This window comes from Flavonifractor sp. An82, from assembly GCF_002159265.1.
GTDB lineage: Bacteria > Bacillota > Clostridia > Oscillospirales > Oscillospiraceae > Flavonifractor.
Genome location: NZ_NFHG01000014.1, coordinates 1 through 19,178, shown reverse-complemented (window position 1 = coordinate 19,178; position 19,178 = coordinate 1). Strand labels below are relative to the sequence as shown.

The window sequence follows — 19,178 nt, the reverse complement described above, 5'->3', positions numbered from 1 at the left end:
ACGGGGTGCCCTGGGCCGTCTGGGCTACGTTGACCAGCATGACGGTTATGACGGCTGTGACAGCTCTTTCTCTATGGCGGGATTTCTGTCATTTGCGTCATTGCTGTCATAGGTGAGGGTCAGGCGGAGAATGCGCTCAGAGGCTGTTCGCCGGGTGGAATAGCAGATGTTTGCCGGAACCAGAACCCGCTCCCAGTGACGCACGATATACCGGGTCACCGCATTGGGCGTAACCTCTGTTTCGCCCATCTGCTTCAAAAGCGCCGTGGCGCTTCCCTCATAACCGCCCTGTGCTTTGACAAACTCCACCAGCCGGAAAAGAAACGGCGGCACATCGTCCCGCTGAACCGCAGCGGAATCCTTTCGCTCTACCAGCGTCCAGCGGTAGTTCTCGAAACGGAGGACGAGCTGCTGATACTCAATGTCCCGTCCGGTTGCCAGGAGAATCGCTTCTTCTTCGGCCCGGTTGCTCTTTTTCAGCAGGTATGTGGTGTCTGCCGCCCCCATCAGGGCTGTGGACCCGGACACCTCGTTAAAGGGGTCTGCGCTGTCGGTGAGCTTGCGCAGATGATGGACCAGGATCATGCAGAGGTTATGGCGGTCTGCAATGGCCTTAAGGGCGGCCATGTCGCCGTAGTCGCTGGCATACATACTGCCCCTGTTGACCGTGCCATCCCGCACCTTTTGCAGAGTGTCGATGATGACCAGACGGGTCTGGGGATAGTCCCTTAAAAAATCCTCCAGCTGTTCCTGCAAGCCGCTGCCCAGCCGCTGACACAGCACTGAAAAACGTAGGGTTTCTGGTGCCTCCTCGGTCAGCTGCTGCAAACGGCTTTGAATCCGTGCGTAAGTATCCTCCAGACACAGGTAGAGCACGTCACAGCGATGGGTGGCAAATTCCCACAGGGGTTCTCCCCGCGCCACCTGCAATGCCAGCCACAGCATCAGCCAGCTCTTGCCGATTTTGGGGGAACCGCACAGGGTATTCAGCCCCTGAGGAATCAGCCCCTCCACCACGAAGAAGGGACGCTGCAATGGACTGGTCAACAGGGTGTCCGCATCCATGTACTGAATCTTCTCAACCAGCATGATCCTGCGCCTCCTGCTCCATCACATAGCGAATGACGCTGACCTTGGGAATCTTGAAGGAGTTGCCGATTTTCATGCCAGCCAGATGGCCGTCATTGATCAGGTCGTAGGCCAGGTGGCGGCTGATGCCCAGCATTTTCTGGAGCTGAGCCACGGTCACAATGTCCGGATAGTCCGGAAACATCATGTGGTAGAGGTCCCTAAGTTCTGATTTCTTCACAAAAATGCCTCCTTTGCATCAAGAGAAATGTGGAAAATTAAAATGATCATATTTCGTTTCCCACATTCAGCATATTTTGTGTTGCCGCCCCTGTCAATGCGTGGTAAAGTATTTGTGTGTACAATCGTTTCCCACGCTGTGGAATGGAGGAGATACCATGCCGTATTTTGAAATGAGCTTGGAAAATGATCGGGAGTACGTGTATCAGAACGACTCTTCTGTGGTGGAAAGCAACCTTGGGATGTGGATGATGGTCTTTTTGGATGTGGATTGGGGCGATCAGATAAAAAAAGCTGAGGCACTCCTCGGTGGAGAGGAGTTGCCTCAGTCTGGTTTGGGCTTTATAAAGGGTATGGACTATGGACAGCGCGTGGCCGCATGGTATCGCGAGCTGAAGAGCAGCCTGTCTCCCCGGCATCCATTGTTAAAACTTCTGGTGGAACAGCAGCTGCGTAACCGGCTGTGCTGTGCCTTCCACCCGGAGGAACCGTGGAAGCTGCGGAAGGAGGAACTTGCTTACCTCCAGGTCCTGGACGGAACGGATGCAGAGTATGAGGAAGTAAGTATTTCGCCAGTCTTCCTGCGGCAATGGCTGAATGATGTGGTCAAGATTTTTGCGCAGCTGCAAATGTGTCAGAGTCAGCTTGCACCCCTGCTGGATGAAGTTATGAGCAGGGAAGAGGACAACCAGGGGAGTATCCTGCGCGCCTACTTTACGCTGCAGCGACAGAATCTGCTCTATCGCAATCTGGTGGAAAGCAGTTATCAGGCGCTTTCGCCCCGCTTTTATATCTCCAGAAACCACAAAATATACCGGTATGACGGGGGGACGGATACTGTTCCGGCAAAGGAAAAGCTGGAGGGACATACCTATATGGCCACGGATCAGTTGGCCGCATTGACCGTATGGGAGTTTGAGATGCTCTGTGCCAATGAGATCCCTCTGCGCCGCTGCGCCTACTGTGGCCGCTATTTCCGTCCCTACTCGGGGGTCAACTGCTACTGTGACCGGGTGGTGGAAGGCACCAACGGGAAGACGTGCAAACAGGTTGGGGCCACCTCCAAACACCAGCAAGCCGTCAATCAGGATGCGGCCAAAAAGCTCTATCGGAAGGTGTGCAACCGGATACAGACTGCCGCCCAACGGAGGAAGGAGCAGTACCCCAATATTATGCGCCGGTACAATGAGGTGCAGCTGTATGGAAAAGAACTTATGGAGCAAGTGGAAGCAGGGGACATCACCTTTGCTGAGTTTCAGGAAAAGTTTGACCGGTCCACATCTGAGCTGTTGGGGATAAAATGATGTTATCTATGCCGCCGCATTGGCGTTGATCCGGTCGATGACGCTCTTGATTCCAGCCCACAGGGCCAGGTCTGTGAAAATCTCCACGATGCTGCCCTGATCAGTGAAGGGTGGCTCCTGGAGGACGGACAGGTCTTTCATCACGCCGTTGTGGACGATGTACTCCACGATCTGATTGACAAAGTAAATCTGTCTGCTGTCCAGATTGACATCGTTTAAGTACTGTGCAAAGGCCTCCTTGGCGGCGTTCATGTCCATGCCTACGATCTCCCGGACGAACTCTCCCAGCGGCTTTTGACCGATCTCCGCCTCGTAGTCCTGTTTGGTGCCCACCTCGCTCCAGAGAATGGTCTCCAGTTCTTTCACATCCTCCGCCGTCAGCGGCACATTGGAGCGCAGCTTGGCAATGGCGGGCTTGTCCTGATGCTGGCGCACGTAGAACTCCGCTTTGGCCTTGTAGTTCTTCAGGTCGTCGTTCTCCAGCTCCGACTCCTTCCACTCCACGGAGAGGATATCATCTGTAAAGTTGGTGTTGTAAATGGCGCCGTCGTGGGGCAGATACTTCATCAGGTTCCGCAGGCACTCCCGGATATGCTCGAACTCATTGATCCCTGCGTTGTCCAGGTAGTCTGTGTGCAGGATCTTCTCGATGAGTTCCGATTGCGCCCGGATTTCCGGGATGTTGGCCACGCTGGCCACGCCGCTAACCTTTTTCACCAAGTCCTTCCGGGCTTTCTTGTAGGTCTTGCCCACCAGATAGGCCAGCTCAATGCCGTACATCAGCGCATCGAACCGCACGGCGCTGGCCTCGTCCATGTCCGGCTGGAGCAGGGGGGCCACCTCGTCCCGCAGATATAGGGTGTCCTCATAGCTGAGGGCCTGGTAGCTTGCCGGGTCCGCGAAGTTCTCTACATACCGTAGGTGTTGCCGCACAGCAAAGTTTTCCCGATCCAGCTGCTGCACCTTGAAGAGCATTTCGTCCACCAGCTTCTCTCGGAAGGGAATCAGTTCCTCGGTCTGGTAGGCCAGATCCTGGAGCTTGTAGACAATCTGAGCTTTCAGATAGAAGATGGCGCTTTGCAGGGCCATCTGGTTGGCAGTGGCCTTGCCCTTGTTCATTCGGAAGAACTCAAAGTTGCCGCACAGGTCGAAGATGTAGAACTTGGTCTTGTCCTCCCCGTCTATCAACCCCGGACACAAACGGGTACCCCGGCCGATCATCTGCCAGAATTTCGCCTTGCTCATGACCTTCTTGAAGAACACCAGGTTCAGCACCTCGGGCACATCGATGCCAGTGTCCAGCATGTCCACGGAGATGGCAATCTGGGGCAGCTTTTTCGGGTCGGAGAATTCGTCGATGGCACTCTGGGCGTAGGTCATGTAGTTGTCGATGACCTTGGCGTAACCAGACAGATGGGGGTACTCCTTGCCGAATACCTCCAGAATTTTCTCCGCATGGCGGTGGTTCTTGGCGAAGATGATGGTCTTGCCCAGCTTCTCTCCGTAGTCGATTTTCAGGCCGTTGGTCATCAGCAGGTTCAGTGCCAGACGGATGGTGTCCTCGTTGAACAGCCACTCGTTGAGGGCGGAGGACTCGATCCGCTCGGGCAGCTCTCCGTTCTCGTCGGTGAAGGTGGCCTCATACTCCGCCTTCTCCTCCTCGGACAGGTCGGAGTAGGAAATGCCATCCTCCAGGAATTTCAGTTTGCTCTCCACGGTGAGGAAGTCCACCAAAAAGCCGTCCTTTACCGCCTGGGCCAGCTCGTAGCCGTAAGTGGGTACGCCGCTCTCAAGTTCAAAGACTTCATAGGTGTTCTTGTCGATTTCGTCCTTGGGGGTGGCGGTGAGGCCCACCAGGGGCGCGTCAAAATAGTTGAAAATGTCCCGATACTTGTTGTAAATGGAGCGGTGGGCCTCGTCACAGATCACCAGGTCAAAGTGGCCCACAGTGAACAGCTTTCCCTCCCCGTCCTCCACCGAATCGATGCAGTTCATCATGGTTTGATAGGTGGAAAAGACGCAGTGGGCGGTATAGTTGTCCTTCTCCTCGCACAGATTGGTTACTGACAGATCGGGCAGCAGGTTCACAAAGCTGCGCTTAGCCTGGGTGACCAGGGAGTTTCGGTCGGCCAGAAAGAGAATGTTTTTCACCCAACCGTGCAAGAGCAGTACCTTCACCAAAGCGATGACCGTACGAGTCTTGCCGGAGCCGGTGGCCATGACCAGCAGGGCCTTCCGGCGGTTGGCCTGAAAGGCCTGGCAGGTGGCCTTGATGGCCCCCTCCTGATAGTAGCGGCCTGCGATGTTGTGATCCACCTGGATGTACTTGAGGCTTGTCCGCATGGCCCGGAGGTTGAAGAGCTTCTCCAGGTCCCGCTTGGAGTAGAAGGCGGCCACCCGGCGCTCCGGGTAGGCCCCGTCGTCCAGGCGGGTATCAAAGCCGTTGGTGAGGAAGATCACCGGGCGGCGGCCATATTTCTGCTCCAGCAGGTCGGCGTACAGCTTGGCCTGCTGGCGGCCCTTGGCCGGGTCCGCACAGGTGCGCTTGGCCTCGATGACGGCCAGGGGACGGTGGGTATCGTCGTAGAGCACATAGTCGGCATAGCCCACCTCGCTCTTGTTGGGCATACCGGGCAGCTCCACCTCATTAAGCCAGTCCTTCCCCTCCGTCCAGCCCGCCTCGGTGAGCATGGCGTCGATGTAGAGCTTGCGGGTCTCATACTCGGAGAGGTCCAGGGGCTTGGGGGTGTAACTGGGCTGTTGGGCCTCCCGGCGGGCGGTAAGTTTTGCCCGCAGGGCCTCATTTTCTGCCATGAGGGCGGCCAGATCCACCTCGGGCGCAGGAGCGGGAGCCGGGGCAGCAGTCTGTCTCTCCAGCAAGGCCGGGTCAAATGCTCCGGGGGTGTAGGTGGCGCCGTAGCAGCAGGCCACAAAGTCCATGAAGTACCAGAGGTTTTCCAGGCATAGCTTGGCCTGGGCCGGCGTGATCTTCTTTGCCTTGTGGGCGGCGTCGTTGCCCGTCTGGCGGATGTACTTCAGGCGCTTCCATAGATCGCGGTCTACGATGGCCCTAAAATCCTCGGTATCCATGAGGCTGGCAAGCCTATCGTCATAGGGCATGACCAACCCGCCGTCCACGGAGTACATCCATTTGACGGCAAACTCCACACACCGGCGGCAGTTGAACGCACAGGCCGCCGGATCAATGGCATAGATTTTTTCAGCTGAGACGGCCACCTCTCCAAAGGAGGCAAATTGGGGGTCGGAGAGGAGAAAATCGAAGTTGGTCATACAGATTCACCTCTGCTTATTACTATTTACTATCCCTTTTTTCGTATACAGAATAGTCTTGGAGTTCAGTCAAAAATAACCTCAAATAATATACAGGCAATGCCTCAACTTCTATTTCATGTATTGTTTCTTTTGTTTTGATAATAGTCGGAAGCGTAGGATTGAGTCCAGAATATAGCTTTTCTAAGTGTGATTTTAAGTGATATATATCGTATTCAAGAATTTTTAGGATCCTAAAATATATCATTAATATTGCAATTTCAGAATCATTAATATAAGGTATCACATTAACTGTATCCGGTAATCCAACAATTTCCTTTTTAACGGTACTCCATCCATCAAACTGCAATAAATCTGATTTGCTACAAGTAATTTGGGTTCCATTTTGAGATGAAACATTAATCTGTTTCAATGGCATTTCTCGATGGATCGCATAATTTCTTAGCCTTGTTAAAAATCTATAGCCAAATAGATTATCATATAATTTTGAGTCATACTTTTGAAGGCTAACAAGTTCTTCCTTGTATTGCTTAGAAATACTGCTACTTACTACATCTTTAAACGTCCGTAGAAAAGACAGATAATTCATTAACAATTTGTTGGCGGTTATTAAGCATGGAGTAATAACTAAATAATCAGGTGGAATCGATTTAATAGATAGCCCACTCAAATAATTAATTATATCGTTTTTGGATTCTGTGAGCATTTCTTTTACACTATAGCAATCACGAAAGACATTTAAGACAGATAACTCTTTCATCAAGACTGTATACTCATCTTCCGATAATTTTGCTAAAATTTCTATTCTATTTTTACAATTATCATAGTTAGCAACATAGCATCCCCATGGTGTAAAAGCACTTATAGCATTAGAAGGAGTATGTATTTCCATATTGTCACCTCTTATATGCTTTAGCTCACCCAAAATATTGCTGCATCATGGCTTTTTTCAGTGTTTCCAGTTTATCAAGGCTCTGCTGAATCATCAATTTTGATTTCTGAACATGACTAACAAAAACAGAAAAAGTTTCCTGCAAAGTATAAGGGGGAACAATAACATCTAAGTCACTTAATATTTTCAAGTTTATATTCTTTTGAGCAACCTGTGGGGCCTGCTCCTCTAATATTTTTTGAAAAAAGCTAAACCAATAGTGAATGAATACCGAGTTTGTGTTATCGTTTGGCACAAATCCAACTACACTATCAGGAAAACACGCATCAAAAGTTAAAATTGATGTCTGTGCAATATTTGCCGCAATGGTAATACAGAGAGTTCCAGATTTCCAAAGTCGGCTTTGTTCAAGTCCCAGCTCTGAATATGTAGAGGAATAGCTTAAGATATAAAGGCCGGAATTTGAAACATCCCCTGTCTGAATAAGGGGATATGTACCCCCAAGCAAACGCGGGTCATTTCTTGGTCTATGTTTAGAAACACCTCTATTTAGTTCTCCAAGCTGGGACAACTTCATTGTTAACCATCTTGTATTTACGGAAGGGTCCCCAAACATCTCCACAAACCGGGCTTTAACCAGCAGGTCCAGCTTGTCCAGCTGTGCCCGGCGCTTGGCGATCAGGTCGCTGATCTTGTCCAGCAGGGCAGCAATGCGGCGCTGCTCCTCCAGCGGCGGGAGGGGCATTTCTGTTTCAGCCAGAGTTTTTTTGTTGATTGCCTTAAAAGTACTTCCCGTACCTTTAGAGTTTAGTTCGTCAACCTTGCATTCAAGCCCGTACCATAAATATTTCGGGTCACACAATGTCTCATTTACGGTCAACGCTGCAAGTCCACGACCAATACAGCATTGTTTATCAGCTATATTTAGTGCTCCTATCGGGGCACGCACAGAAATTAAAATATCGCCGCACTCTGCAATTTTCGTGGGTGCATTGCACCAAATTCTAACCTTCGGATGAAGTTCACCAAAGTCTGCATTACCTTGAAAAAACGGCATTCCTTCTCCGCTTTCATTATAGCTGGAAGACTCAGGGGATTGTCCCATATTGATTTCACAAATTTCTGCTAATCTCATTGTTATTCCCCATTTCATCCTCTGCCCGCTTAACAAGTGCACGAGCAAGTGTTTTCAAATTCTGCATCAAAATATAAGTAAACATCGGACTCATTCTATACATTCCTGGTTTTTCCATATAATATCGCCAATCTACAAAGTCCCCAGAATGTTCTTGCAGTTCGCTTTCAAATTCTTGTTTTGTCCCAATTTGTAGAAAATCCTTATATTCTTGATTTGGGAGCAACTCAAATAAAGGTTTTAGTTTATGACCTTCCCCTTTTTTCAAAACTTTCATGTAGTCAATATCATGAAGAATCAGAATAGTTTTCAAAAATAGTTCACAAGCAAATGCAGAATTCACCATGGTCGGACTTGATAATATTTGATATTTTCCTCCCATTATTTGAATAGATCCATCCTCGTTGATGTCACCCATACACCGCTCTGAACAGCGTAGAAAGCGCAATCCTTGATCATAGAAGGCCTTGGCTTTTGAAAGATTATTCACACCATCTCCTCCAGCTCCGCCAGACCTGCGGTGATCTCCATCTCCAACTCGTTTAAATCGGCCAGAATCTCCTGGGTGGAGGGGTACTCCACGGGGACATACTCCACCTTCTTGTACTTGTTGATGGAGAGGTCATAGCCGTTCTGGGCGATCTCCTCTTTGGGCACCAGGAAGGACTGCTCGGTGCGCTCCCGCCCCTTCTCCCCCTCCCGGTTATGGAACCGCTTGACGATGTCGGGAATGTCGTTCTCCTTCACCTCGGCACGCTTGTCGTCCAGGGAGAAGCCGTCGGCCTTCATGTCGTAAAACCACACGTCATCTGTGCCGCCGTGGCCTGTTTTGGTGAACACCAGCACCGCCGTGGACACCCCAGCGTAGGGCTTGAACACCCCGGAGGGCATGGAGATCACCGCCTCCAGCCGGTTGCCCTCCACGATCTCCTTGCGGATATCCTTATGGGCTTTGGAGGAACCAAACAGCACCCCGTCGGGCACGATGACCGCGCACCGCCCGCCCACTTTGAGCATCCGAAGAAAGAGGGCCAGGAACAACAGCTCGGTTTTCTTGGTCTTACACACCTTCAGCAGGTCAGCGGACACGATGTCCGCGTCCAGGCTCCCCTTGAAGGGAGGATTGGCCAGGATGAGGGAATACTTCTCCCGGTCGGTGTTCTGGTCGCTGAGACTGTCCCGGTACTCGATGTAGGGGTTGTCAATGCCGTGGGTCATCATGTTCATGGCCCCGATGCGCAGCATGGTGCGGTCCATGTCGTAGCCGTAGAACATATGGTTCATGTAGTGGTCCTTCTTCTGGCGGTCAAAGAAGATTTCCTCTTTGCGGTTCTCCTTCAGGTATTCCCCTGCCGCCACCAGGAAGCCGCCGGTGCCGCAGGCTGGGTCGCAGATCACATCATCCGCCTGGGGAGCCATCATGTCCACCATCATGCGGATGATGTGCCGGGGAGTACGGAACTGGCCGTTAACCCCGGCGGTGGCAATTTTGGACAGGAGGTATTCGTAGATGTCGCCCCGGACATCGGCATCGTGGAGCTTGTCCGCCTGGTCATAGATCTCGTCCATGGCTGTAACGATCTTATCCAGCATCAGGGGCGTTGGAATCTTGAAAATGGCGTCTCCCATGTACTTGGCGTAGGCGCTGTCCTTGTCGGCGTGGAGGTTCTTGATGAAGGGGAACACCCACTCCTGCATAACGGAATACATCTGCCCGGCGGGGAAGTCGTGAAACACCGACCACTTGAGCTGGTTGCCAGGAATGGTCCGCTCTCCCACCTGTACCTTGCCGGCAAAGATGCTCTTGTGGGGCAGGCCCAGCATAGCACTCTCCTTGGCGCGCTGGTTGTCGGCGGCGTCCAGGTCGTGGATGAACATGAGATAGGTCATCTGCTCCACCACATCCAGGGGGTTGGTAATGCCGCCGGTCCAGAAGGTCTCCCAGAGGCGGTCGATCTTGTTTTTCAGTTCACCAGTGATCATGTTCTCTTACTCCTTTTCCTGGTTCCAAATATAGGCCGTATAGCGCCCGCCGCTGAGTTTCAGAATTTCCCCGCTCTTCTGCAGGTCGGCCAGAGTGCGCTGTATCGTGATTTTACTAATATCGGGGCACTGCTGGATGAGCTCTGCCTTGGTAACCTTCCCAAGGGTGCCCTTGATGATCTCTCGGATACGGTCCGGCTTGCTCATGCCACTGACGGCCAGGACCTGCACACGGGCGGAAAAGTCCCGGTAGGCCGCCGCCACTACGCCCAGGGTATAGCGCACAAAGGGAGCGTAGTCGCTGGTTCCCTCGTGCCATCCCTGGGAGCTCTGCTGGAGGGCCTCATAATAGGTTTCCTTGCTCTCCTCAATGAGTTTTTCAATACTGATATATTTGCCCACGATATAGCCTGCCCGGTAGAGCAACAGCAGGGTCAGCAGTCGGCTCATACGGCCGTTGCCGTCGTTAAAGGGATGAATACAGAGGAAGTCCAGAATGAACATGGGAATCAGCAGCAGCGGATCCATGTCACCCTTCCCCACAGCCTCCTCGTAGGCCCGGCAGAGGCTGTCCACCGCCTCCGGCGTCTCCCAGGCCGGAAGGGGTTGAAAACGAATGCTTTTATTTCCCTGAATATCCGTCTCGGCGATTACATTGTCCGCTGTTTTATAGTGCCCGCCGTAGGACGCGCCGCTGAATTTATAGAGATCGCGGTGGAGCTGCAGGATCATGGAGGCTTTGGGCGGGATATAGTCAAAGCTCTCATGGATGGTGGCCAGCACATCCCGGTAGCCGGCGATCTCCTGCTCGTTCCGGGTGCGAGGGGTGGTCTTGTCCTGCACCAGCTTCTTCAGGCGCTCGTCCGAGGTATAGATTCCCTCAATTTTATTGGATGCCTCGGTACTCTGAATTTTGGCAATCTCCACCAGTTTGGTCAGAGTATCGGCCTTGGCCTCGATAAACAGGGCCTGTTCTCCTTTGTATTCATGAATCTGAGTCAGCAGGGCCACGATATCAGGCGTGAGCAGCTTCTCATAGTTTTTGGTAAAATCGTAGGTGCGCATTCTATACCTCGCTCTGCGTCAATTTCATCATTTTGCTTGCAATGATACAATTAAACTATATCAAGTAAAATTGTTTTCGTCAAGATTCATTTATATCATTTTTAACGAAATGATATAAATGAATCTTGGGAACTCATCTATGTCTTGCCAGCGGCGTTCGAGGTGCAATCCACTCAAACAATGGCAAAAAAGCCTCTGCCGATAGACCGGCAGAGGCAAGTAGGGCATTATATTAACCCAATGGGTACAATCAAATTGTTCTCATCAAAGGCCCCCAGGGTTTCCGCCATGCACAGTACCGCGCCGGTACCACGCTGGAGCGGAGATTTGTCGATCAGTTCAAAGACCTTTGTGAGCTTTTTCGGTGGGGTAGCCATCTTCTTGATTTCCAAGGGGTAGAGCTTTCCATCCTGCTCCAGCAGTAGGTCGATCTCCTTGGCGTCGCTGTCCCGATAGTAATAGAGAAACGGCTCCTGTCCAGCATTCTGGTAGGATTTCATGACCTCGGACACTGTGAAATTCTCCAGAAGCGCCCCGTTCATGGCCCCAGCCATAGCCGTCTCTGGGCTGGTCCACCGGGTCAGATAGCACACCAGGCCGGTGTCGTAAAAATACAGCTTGGGCGTGGAGACCGTCCGTTTCAGCAGATTATTGGAATAGGGGTGCAGCAGAAATATAATACCCAGCGCCTCCAGAATATGCAGCCAACTCTTGGCCGTGGCCTGGTCGATCTCTGCATCATCGGCAATGCCCTTGTAGTTCACCTGCTGACCGGCACGGGCGGCGGTGGCCCGCAGAAACCGCAGGAATTTCAAGCTGTCGATCCCAGAGGACAGTCGCCGCACATCACGCTCCATGTAGGTATCAATATAGCTGGAATAGAACAGATTGGCGTTGGTATACTGGCCAGTGACCAGTGCAGGCATACCACCTCGGAAAATCCGCTGATACATGGTCGGAGTATCGCATATCTGGCAGTGTTGCTGCCGCTCTTGCAGCGCATTCAGATCTACTCGGAAGGGGCCCGTGGCAGGATAATGGAGAATCTCACTCTGAGACATAGGGGACAAATGGAGCAAAGCCACTCTCCCTGCCAGAGATTCTTGCACACCCTCCATCATTTTGAACAGCTGAGAGCCGGTCATCCAGAAGTCACCCGGCTGGTGGCGCTGATCCACCATCATCTTGATGTAAGGGAACAGCTCCGGGGCATACTGCACCTCGTCGATCAGGAGGGGCGGCTTATGAAGCTGGAAGAACATCTTGGGGTCGGTCTTTGCAAGCTCACGCTCTGTGAGGTCGTCCAGTGTGACAACCGTTCGTCCCCGTCCCTCTATCTCGATCAGATGCTCCAACATGGTGGTCTTGCCCACCTGCCGGGGACCTACGATCAGCAATGCGGGATACTGGGAGGAGACCTCCAGAACCACCGGCTCCATGTGGCGGGTAACGTACATATCCTTCACCTCATTTCGGATAATATCAGATTATAATCCTATTTTACCCGAAAAATATAGGTGTGACAAGTCTATAATCCAATTTATTATGGTATCATGTATATCAGTTCCCGCAGGACAACCTCTTCGGCAGCAGCCCTGAAATTGTTCATGGCTCCTACCCATGCCATCTGGTCTGACTCCTTCAGGCGCTCGTCTACTCCACTGGTAGCTGCCATCTTTTCCACCATATCAATCACCATTTCTTCGGCCCGCAGGTCGATCTCTGCCAGATGGCTGTCCAGTTGCCCAACCAGCAGCAAACGGTCGTACAGTATGGGCCTGTGCTGCTTCAGATAGGTTTTGCGAAGCATACCGTACTTGCCAAGCGGTCGGTCATCTGTCTCCGGCAAGCAGAGATCAGGGTAGTAATAGTCCTCCACCTGGGTATAGGTCAAAGATTGACTCATAGGTCTATTCCTCCTCCGTCATAAAAGTATCCAGGGTCAACCTGGCACCCATGCGAAAGCCGCAGACAAAGCTGTCCAGGTCACAGCGGGCATTCAGCTCGCTCCAGGCGTCGGTATACGCCAAGAAACGATCCCTCTGAGGTTCCTCAAGCTGCTCCAGCAACCATTTCTCCAGGTCAGAAAGTGTACGTTGCACCTTCCTCATTGCTTCGGGATGGATGCTTTCCCGGGCCTGTGGGTCCATATTGCCATAGAAGAATTGCTCCAGATAGCGCATCATTTGCCCTCCTTCTGCTTGGCATGGGCATCCATCTCCTTATGGAAGGACATCATGGTGACGATATGCCATTGGGATTTGCGGTGGATCGTACGGAACCGCATGGAACAAATAAAGTCAATCAGGACTGCCTTGGGGATATAGTAGCTGCCGCCGGACTGGATGTAGTACAGCTCACCCTTGCGACACCACTGATGGACAGTGGTGGGACCGTAACCGATCAACTTGGCCACCTGTCTGCCTGACATCACGTCGGGGCAGTCCTTCATCAGCCGGAGGAGGTATCCTTTCAATGCCTTTTTGGTTTTCTCCGGCAGCTCCTTCGACGTCAGAGCCGGAAATTTCGTCTTGCGCTTTGTGTTTTGGGGCAGATATAACTCCGGGCAGATTCCCTTTCTCCGGAGATAAGTCTGCACATCCTCTTTGCGGATCTGATAGCAGCGGGTCTTTTTGCCGGTATACCGGCAGGGCACCTTGCCGGTTTGGAGCAGGTACCTGGCGGTGGATTTGCTGATGTGGCACAGCTTATAGAACTGGTCTTTGCTCATCACGTCGGGGACGGTATCCCAGTTAATTGGCTCGTAATTCATGGCAATCACCTCGTCAGAAATGTCGCATCAAAAAAGCCATTTCCTGTGTGTTGCCAGGTGGGCACTTTCTCCCCCAGTTCTCTCCGCAGTTCTCTCCAAAATGCTTGAGTTCTCTCCAAAAACGGCCAAAACGGGCTTTTATTCGAATTTCAGGGGTTTGAGGACATGGGGCTGGATCAATCGGCGCAAACCGCTGTGGCACAAGAGATTGGAAGCGGATAAAACCGCCTCAAAACGCCTGGAAATTTCAAGAAGTGCATAATTGGACAACCGACTCGAAATCATGTTTCCACTTTGGAAGTCCAAACTGCCGAAAAGCCAGTAACCATGCGGGTTTGCGGGCAAGTTCAAATTGTGAATTGGGGTCTGTTCTATCCTGTTGTTCTTCCCAATTTCCACGGCTTGAATTTTGCGGGAAAATGGCGATAATGAGAGCAGCCATCTGACAGCCACTTTGAGAGGTATGTTTTGGGGTTCCGTAGTTACCGCTATCGTCCCTGATTTACCGTCATCATCCAAGTTGGTGTAATGATTCGAAATCAGGTTTCCTATGCGGAGTGCCAAACGGCTGAAACCCTTGGAACCATGCGGGTTCCAGCCGAGTTCAAATTGAATAATGTTGCTTGTTCTATCCTGTTGTTCTTCCCGATTTCCACCGGTCGAATTGGTCGGCGGGTCGGAACCAGGGATATAACATAAATTTGGAGATGTACCCAAGCGGTTGAAGGGTCCGCACTCGAAATGCGGTAGGTCGGCTCAAAACCGGCGCGAGAGTTCGAATCTCTCCATCTCCGCCATGAGGTCTGCCAGCGAAAAGCTGGTAGACCTCTTTCCTTTTTACGGAGAAACCGCCGAGAGGTTTTGTAGCATGGGCGCCACAATGTCCTGCTCAATGGCTGCGGCGGATTGTTTTTTCGTGGCATATTGCAGATGCCCGTAAATATCCACCGTTGTTGAGATCTCACTGTGTCCCAGCCATTCTTTTACCTGTTCCATCGGAACACCGTTGGCCAGCAAAAGCGAGGCACAGGTATGGCGAAGATCGTGGAAACGAATGTGCCGTAAATTGTTCTTGGCAAGCAACTTCCCAAAGGTCGAGGACACATAGTTGGGTTTAATGAGATTGCCAATCACATCGACACAGACATATCCCAGATATTCTTTGTTGTAGGCGCGCCCGCACAGCTTGCGATTTTCTTCCTGCTGTTTCTTGGCCTCCAGCAACCGTTCTTTCAAAAAAGGAATCAATGGATAAGTCCGCAGACTGGATTTGTTCTTTGCCTTGTCCTTCTTAATCGTGACCCGCTCTCCCTTTACATTGCAGGTTGTTACCGTATGCCGAATGGAGAAGCAGTTATGGTTGAAGTCAAAGGCACTCCATTTCAAACCGATAACCTCACTGCGGCGCAGGCCGTAAAAAGCAGTCAGTAGAACTACCAGCTCGATCTTATGCCCCTTGATAACTTCAAACAGATTCAGGACTTCCGAATCCAGGTAGTAGTCACCCTTGAAGGGTTCAGGCTTGGAAATGATAATCCGGTCAGCCGGATTGCTTGGAATCAGATTTTTGTCAACCGCATAATTCAACGCCCCATGAATCAGAGCGTGGTAATGTTTAACGGTGGTCGGCTTGACCCGTTCCAATTCTTTCTCATAAAAAGCGAGAATATCTTGTTTGGTAAGGTCACAAAGGGCGACAGGATGCTCTCGGAAATACGGGGCGATGGGGTTGTTAAGCTGTTGTTCGTATCCCGAATAGGTCGAGAGTTCAATGGGCTTGCTGTCCATCACCCGTCCGGTAGCAGACTTGTACTTGTACTCAAGCCACTGGTACAGGAAATCCACAAAGGAAATCGCTGCGGATGACGGGCCAGACGGAGAAGCCGACTGCTGTGAGGCCGTAGCCTCCTGAAGCAGCTTTTCCGTCCATTCTTTTCGGATGGTGGGAAGCATATTGTTTGCCCAGGTCTTATTGCCCTTGACTTTCTTATGGGTGGGAATCCATTTGGGCTTTCTCTTACCGTTCTCATCGGTAAGGTTTAGAACCCAATAGAGATACCCTTTTTTCTCGGCCACATGGCCGGAGATTAGTTTGCTGTTTTCTTGCAGGTGTACCGCTGGCATACTGATCTGTTCCTCCTTTTGCGGTATTGAGTTCACCTACCAATGACACCTTTATTGTATCATCGGACAGAACAAAACTCCAGGTAAATCCGCGTCAGAATTGTTAACTTTCTGCGTCTATCCGGTGAAGATCGACACCATAGCCTGCTACTCCGCAAAAGTGGAGCAGGTGATTTTCAAATAACGAAGAATGTGGGCTTTGGGGATGCGGTAAGCCCGTCCAATTTTAAGGTGCTCAATTTTCCCATCTTTAAGTAACTTGTACCCGGTTTTTGTACTGACGCCAAGCGCCTCACACATTTGACCAATGTCCATCACATCCGGGTAGTCTTTTAACATCAATCGGTAGGCATCTCTGGGAGAGAGTAGGCCGCCGTCATTTTCATACATTGTGAGTCCTCCTTTCGTTGGGGTATCCTATGCCGATGCTGATTGCCAGGGCTGCATCTACCTCCAGCATTTTTTCTTTACTGATACGCCCAATGTAACCACGGAGCCGCTTCCGGTCTATTGTCCGCAGTTGTTCCAACAGAAGCAGAGAGGTAGGCGCAAGCCCCGGCACATTCTCAAGTAGGATATGGGTAGGCAGACTGTTCTTCGCTTTTCTGCTGGTGATGGCTGCTGCAACAACGGTAGGACTAAAGTGATTCCCCACATCATTTTGGATAACAAGGACAGGGCGGATGCCGCCTTGCTCGGAGCCGACCACCGGGTTCAGGTCTGCATAGAACAGATCGCCACGCCGGATAGCCTTTCGCATAAACTGACCTCCTGAATATTAAGTAAGCCGGAAAACGGGGCAGGCCATAAGACCTGCCCCATTTCCGGCGAAATACAAAATCCGATTTGTTTTCTTGTTATGTGCCATTTGTCCTTGACACCCCGCACATATTGGGAAGTCATCAGTGACCGGCAGCGAACCGGCCCACGGGAATCTCACCCCTCCGAGGATCTCTCCGAGCTGCCCCCATTGCGTGATCCTGCAACCAGATGGTTTCCAAATGTTATGGACTACTCTGATCTTAAGCAGGGCTGTGGCTGGACAGGAGTACCATTATGCCCCTTTCCGGTCATGGCCGCGCCGGGTGCTGCCCGGTTTTTACAGGCTGCCGTTACTCGCTCATACAGGACAGGATTGTATGCAAGACCAATTATGATAATCAGGTGGGATCTGCTCATCATGTCTGCGTACGCCGCTCAAAAAGTGCAGCTTGACCGCAGATGATGGTGCATCACCACCGCTGGAATGGTGCACTGCTTCCGCGGAAATGGTGCATGGCGGCCGCGGGCGTGGTGCACCGGGCCGCCATGCGGGGGATTACTCAGGGATGCCCTTGCGCTTGCGCATGGACTCGCCCTCGATCTGGATGGTATAGGCGTTGTAGATGATCCGGTCACAGATGGCGTCGGCCAGGGTGGGGTCGTACAGATTCTCGTGCCATTCGCTGGTGTCATACTGGGAGCAGAAAATAGTGGAGGCCACCCTGTTCCTTGCCTCTACCAGTTCCAGTACATCCCGGGCCTCTTCCTCTTTCAGGGGGTAGAGCAGCCACTCGTCCAGAATGAGCAGCTTTTCTTTCTTGAGCTTTTTCATGTAGTCCCGGTAGGTTCCGTTAGCCCGGGCCACAGAGATCTCCACCAGCAGATCCGGCAGGCGGATATACCGGACAGAATAAAAGCTGCGGCTGGCAGCCATGCCAAGGGCGCAGGCCAAATAAGTCTTTCCGGCCCCGGTGGCTCCCAGAATGATGACATTGTGTGCTTCCTGGAGGTAGGTGCAGGAGGCCAGGCGCAGGATCTGCTCCCGGTCCAGCTTTCGTTCCGGGTGGTACTCAATATTCTCGACACAGGCGGCGGGGTCCGCGTAGCCAGCGTTGCGGATAAGCCGGGTTAGGCGGTTGCTTTTCCGGGCGCTCCACTCCGCGTCTACCAGCATAGCAAAGCGGTCCTCAAAGGACACTGACTGGAACTGCACATCCTCCAGTTGGGTGGAGAAAGCTTCCGCCATGACGCCCAGGCGCATTTCATGTAATTTCCGTACCGTTTCATTGCTCAGCATGGTCATTCCCCCCTCTTGTAGTAGCCGGCACCCCTGGTAAACTTATGAGCCTTTGGCTCTTCCGGCTTGGCTGGAGCGTCCTCAGCCAGCAGCTTGTCCTGCCCGGATTTCAGGATGGACTGGACGCTTTTGAGGCTGGGGGATACGGTGTAAGAGAGGGCTTTCCGGCAGGCGCTCTCCAGCCGTTGAGCGGAATAGCGGTCCGCCAGTTTCAGCAGGGCCATACAGGACTTGTAACCCTGTTGCTCCACCTTGTGGGCGGAGAGGAAAAGCCGTACCACGGCAGCGGTGTGCTGGCCGATCTGCTCTGCCCAGCGGATAAAACGCTCCCCGTTCCATTGCAGGTAGGCCTGGTGATCCGGCGGCATATGGTCCTCCGCCGTGCTGTACTGGTTGGGACGGCCATGGAGACGCAGGTGAGAGGCAATCCGGGTTCCGGCAAAGAAGATCTCCACGGTAGTCCGGGTGAGCCGTACATCTACCTGCTGCTTGATATACTCATACGGCACGGAATAATTCATGCGCTCCACGCTGATATGGTAGTTATATTGGACGGTGGCAACTTTCCAGACCGCCAACTCAAACGGCATAGCCGGAAGAGGCAGCAGAAACAGTTTCTCCTCCGCAAAACAAGCTGCCCGGCTGCCCTCCCGTTTCTGGAAGGGCTTGTGGTTGAAGGTTTCCAGTTTCTCGTGGATTGCTTCATTCAGTTCCATAAGGGACAGAAATTGGCGGTTGCGCAGAGCAGCCAGAATCCAGGTGGAGACCACGCCAACGGAACCCTCCACAAAGGCCTTGTCCTTGGGACTGCGGGGGCGGGCCGGGAGAATGGCGGTGCCGTAGTGCTCCGCCATTTCTTGGTAGGATTTGTTGAGCACAGTCTCTGTACGAGAGTTCTTGACAATACCGGTCTTGAGGTTGTCCGGGGTGAGGATGCGGGTGACGCCGCCGAAATACCGGTAGGCGTTGACATGACCGGTGATCCAGGCCTCCTGCTTCATGTCCAGGAAGGCCTCTGTGTATGCGTAGCCGCTGTATGGCAGCACCGCTACAAACAGGTATGCATCCAGCCGCTCCCCGGTGTCTGTGTCCACCAGAGCTGCCGTCTGGCCCGCCCAGTCCACCTGCATGGTTTCACCAGGCTTGTGTTCCAGGTGCATGGTGGCTTTGGCTTTGTGGACATAGTCTGCGTAATACTTGTTGAACTGAGTGGATTTGTAGGGTAGCTCACCGCTCTGGCGGCA

Annotated in this window: 18 protein-coding genes and 1 tRNA gene; 2 read left to right on the top strand and 17 right to left on the bottom strand. The window is 52.2% G+C overall.

Annotated elements, in window-relative coordinates:
• Positions 1-45 precede the first annotated feature (45 nt).
• Both B5G34_RS13010 and B5G34_RS13005 read right to left on the bottom strand, forming a co-directional pair.
• Positions 46-1,089 (bottom strand): AAA family ATPase, encoded by a 1,044-nt coding sequence (locus tag B5G34_RS13010; protein ID WP_087326655.1) that lies wholly within the window; start codon positions 1,087-1,089, stop codon positions 46-48.
• The gene (locus B5G34_RS13005) at positions 1,079-1,309 is read right to left on the bottom strand and encodes a helix-turn-helix domain-containing protein (protein ID WP_196057913.1); all 231 of its coding nucleotides are present in this window, start codon (positions 1,307-1,309) and stop codon (positions 1,079-1,081) included. Before B5G34_RS13005 ends, B5G34_RS13010 begins: the two co-directional genes overlap by 11 nt.
• Positions 1,310-1,466: 157 nt before the next feature.
• Between B5G34_RS13005 and B5G34_RS13000 the strand changes: the two genes are divergently transcribed.
• Complete coding sequence (locus tag B5G34_RS13000) at positions 1,467-2,612, top strand: DUF6076 domain-containing protein (protein WP_087338234.1); 1,146 nt, start codon at positions 1,467-1,469, stop codon at positions 2,610-2,612.
• 6 nt (positions 2,613-2,618) lie between these two features.
• Here the strand turns inward: B5G34_RS13000 and B5G34_RS12995 are convergent, their stop codons facing one another.
• From B5G34_RS12995 to B5G34_RS12955, 10 genes are all read right to left on the bottom strand, one after another.
• Positions 2,619-5,903 carry a DEAD/DEAH box helicase family protein gene (locus B5G34_RS12995; protein WP_087338231.1) on the bottom strand — a complete coding sequence of 1,095 codons (3,285 nt, stop codon included), beginning with the start codon at positions 5,901-5,903 and terminating at the stop codon, positions 2,619-2,621.
• Between the two features lie 22 nt (positions 5,904-5,925).
• Positions 5,926-6,795 (bottom strand): hypothetical protein, encoded by an 870-nt coding sequence (locus tag B5G34_RS18520; RefSeq protein ID WP_140397256.1) that lies wholly within the window; start codon positions 6,793-6,795, stop codon positions 5,926-5,928.
• A gap of 25 nt (positions 6,796-6,820) precedes the next feature.
• Positions 6,821-7,930, bottom strand: a complete 1,110-nt coding sequence (locus B5G34_RS12990; protein ID WP_087338227.1) for a restriction endonuclease subunit S — start codon at positions 7,928-7,930, stop codon at positions 6,821-6,823.
• Positions 7,908-8,420, bottom strand: coding sequence for a hypothetical protein (locus tag B5G34_RS12985; RefSeq protein WP_087338224.1), 513 nt, complete (start codon positions 8,418-8,420; stop codon positions 7,908-7,910). The genes B5G34_RS12990 and B5G34_RS12985 overlap by 23 nt, the downstream gene beginning before the upstream one ends.
• Entirely contained in the window at positions 8,417-9,913 is a 1,497-nt protein-coding gene (locus tag B5G34_RS12980; RefSeq protein ID WP_087338220.1) for a class I SAM-dependent DNA methyltransferase, read from the bottom strand. The genes B5G34_RS12985 and B5G34_RS12980 overlap by 4 nt, the downstream gene beginning before the upstream one ends.
• 6 nt (positions 9,914-9,919) lie before the next feature.
• Positions 9,920-10,978 carry a Fic family protein gene (locus B5G34_RS12975; protein WP_087338217.1) on the bottom strand — a complete coding sequence of 353 codons (1,059 nt, stop codon included), beginning with the start codon at positions 10,976-10,978 and terminating at the stop codon, positions 9,920-9,922.
• Between the two features lie 227 nt (positions 10,979-11,205).
• Positions 11,206-12,435, bottom strand: a complete 1,230-nt coding sequence (locus B5G34_RS12970) for an ATP-binding protein (RefSeq protein WP_242957042.1) — start codon at positions 12,433-12,435, stop codon at positions 11,206-11,208.
• An 86-nt stretch (positions 12,436-12,521) separates the two neighbouring features.
• Positions 12,522-12,884: a TnpV protein gene (locus B5G34_RS12965; RefSeq protein WP_087326628.1), complete on the bottom strand. Its 363-nt coding sequence runs from the start codon at positions 12,882-12,884 to the stop codon at positions 12,522-12,524.
• 4 nt (positions 12,885-12,888) lie between these two features.
• On the bottom strand, positions 12,889-13,161 hold the full coding sequence (locus B5G34_RS12960) for a DUF6809 family protein (protein ID WP_087326624.1): 273 nt from the start codon (positions 13,159-13,161) through the stop codon (positions 12,889-12,891).
• Entirely contained in the window at positions 13,161-13,751 is a 591-nt protein-coding gene (locus tag B5G34_RS12955; RefSeq protein ID WP_087326621.1) for a helix-turn-helix domain-containing protein, read from the bottom strand. The genes B5G34_RS12960 and B5G34_RS12955 overlap by 1 nt, the downstream gene beginning before the upstream one ends.
• A gap of 703 nt (positions 13,752-14,454) precedes the next feature.
• Between B5G34_RS12955 and B5G34_RS12950 the strand changes: the two genes are divergently transcribed.
• Positions 14,455-14,548: transfer RNA gene (locus B5G34_RS12950), tRNA-Ser, on the top strand.
• A 40-nt stretch (positions 14,549-14,588) separates the two neighbouring features.
• Here B5G34_RS12950 and B5G34_RS12945 read toward each other — a convergent pair.
• From B5G34_RS12945 to istA, 5 genes are all read right to left on the bottom strand, one after another.
• Entirely contained in the window at positions 14,589-15,875 is a 1,287-nt protein-coding gene (locus B5G34_RS12945) for a site-specific integrase (protein WP_025543821.1), read from the bottom strand.
• Between the two features lie 147 nt (positions 15,876-16,022).
• On the bottom strand, positions 16,023-16,265 hold the full coding sequence (locus B5G34_RS12940) for a helix-turn-helix domain-containing protein (protein ID WP_087338215.1): 243 nt from the start codon (positions 16,263-16,265) through the stop codon (positions 16,023-16,025).
• Positions 16,258-16,635 carry a type II toxin-antitoxin system PemK/MazF family toxin gene (locus B5G34_RS12935; RefSeq protein WP_006354176.1) on the bottom strand — a complete coding sequence of 126 codons (378 nt, stop codon included), beginning with the start codon at positions 16,633-16,635 and terminating at the stop codon, positions 16,258-16,260. Before B5G34_RS12935 ends, B5G34_RS12940 begins: the two co-directional genes overlap by 8 nt.
• A gap of 558 nt (positions 16,636-17,193) precedes the next feature.
• Positions 17,194-17,934, bottom strand: a complete 741-nt coding sequence (gene istB / locus B5G34_RS12930) for an IS21-like element helper ATPase IstB (protein WP_087338414.1) — start codon at positions 17,932-17,934, stop codon at positions 17,194-17,196.
• 2 nt (positions 17,935-17,936) lie between these two features.
• Positions 17,937-19,178, bottom strand: a 1,242-nt coding sequence (istA, locus tag B5G34_RS12925; protein WP_087338211.1) for an IS21 family transposase, incomplete at its 5' end; no start/stop codon positions are given.

Coding starts and splice junctions, on each gene's coding strand:
- B5G34_RS12960 (WP_087326624.1), bottom strand. CDS start 13,161: ATGCGCTATCTGGAGCAATTCTTCTATGGCAATATGGACCCACAGGCC.
- B5G34_RS12990 (WP_087338227.1), bottom strand. CDS start 7,930: ATGAGATTAGCAGAAATTTGTGAAATCAATATGGGACAATCCCCTGAG.
- B5G34_RS12945 (WP_025543821.1), bottom strand. CDS start 15,875: ATGCCAGCGGTACACCTGCAAGAAAACAGCAAACTAATCTCCGGCCAT.
- B5G34_RS12975 (WP_087338217.1), bottom strand. CDS start 10,978: ATGCGCACCTACGATTTTACCAAAAACTATGAGAAGCTGCTCACGCCT.
- B5G34_RS12970 (WP_242957042.1), bottom strand. CDS start 12,435: ATGTACGTTACCCGCCACATGGAGCCGGTGGTTCTGGAGGTCTCCTCC.
- B5G34_RS18520 (WP_140397256.1), bottom strand. CDS start 6,795: ATGGAAATACATACTCCTTCTAATGCTATAAGTGCTTTTACACCATGG.
- B5G34_RS12955 (WP_087326621.1), bottom strand. CDS start 13,751: ATGAATTACGAGCCAATTAACTGGGATACCGTCCCCGACGTGATGAGC.
- istB (WP_087338414.1), bottom strand. CDS start 17,934: ATGCTGAGCAATGAAACGGTACGGAAATTACATGAAATGCGCCTGGGC.
- B5G34_RS13010 (WP_087326655.1), bottom strand. CDS start 1,089: ATGCTGGTTGAGAAGATTCAGTACATGGATGCGGACACCCTGTTGACC.
- B5G34_RS13000 (WP_087338234.1), top strand. CDS start 1,467: ATGCCGTATTTTGAAATGAGCTTGGAAAATGATCGGGAGTACGTGTAT.
- B5G34_RS12965 (WP_087326628.1), bottom strand. CDS start 12,884: ATGAGTCAATCTTTGACCTATACCCAGGTGGAGGACTATTACTACCCT.
- B5G34_RS12940 (WP_087338215.1), bottom strand. CDS start 16,265: ATGTATGAAAATGACGGCGGCCTACTCTCTCCCAGAGATGCCTACCGA.
- B5G34_RS12995 (WP_087338231.1), bottom strand. CDS start 5,903: ATGACCAACTTCGATTTTCTCCTCTCCGACCCCCAATTTGCCTCCTTT.
- B5G34_RS12935 (WP_006354176.1), bottom strand. CDS start 16,635: ATGCGAAAGGCTATCCGGCGTGGCGATCTGTTCTATGCAGACCTGAAC.
- B5G34_RS12980 (WP_087338220.1), bottom strand. CDS start 9,913: ATGATCACTGGTGAACTGAAAAACAAGATCGACCGCCTCTGGGAGACC.